General features: G+C 47.5%; 2 tRNA genes. Both read right to left on the minus strand.

The features are described from left to right. Positions 1 to 76: 76 nt before the first annotated feature. Positions 77 to 152, minus strand: a tRNA-Val gene (locus AB4558_RS21965). Between the two features lie 28 nt (positions 153 to 180). Beyond that, positions 181 to 256: transfer RNA gene (locus AB4558_RS21970), tRNA-Ala, on the minus strand. Positions 257 to 299: the final 43 nt, after the last annotated feature.

Here is a 299-nt window from a genome sequence, read left to right on the forward strand (position 1 = left end):
TGTTAAAGAGCAAGAGTTTTAAGTGTTAAACTTTTAAACCCATTTTTAAATACTCTCTTACGAGAATGCTTAAAGATGGTGGGCGATACCGGGCTCGAACCAGTGACCCCCTGCTTGTAAGGCAGGTGCTCTCCCAACTGAGCTAATCGCCCATAAAGTTTTAATTCCTAATGGAAGGAATGGTGGAGCTATGCGGGATCGAACCGCAGACCTCCTGCGTGCAAGGCAGGCGCTCTCCCAGCTGAGCTATAGCCCCATATTTTTATTTCCTTGGGAGGAAATGGTGGGTCGTGCAGGAT

Origin of the sequence: Vibrio sp. 10N.222.51.C5, from assembly GCF_041474575.1 — a bacterium.
Classification (GTDB): domain Bacteria; phylum Pseudomonadota; class Gammaproteobacteria; order Enterobacterales; family Vibrionaceae; genus Vibrio; species Vibrio crassostreae_C.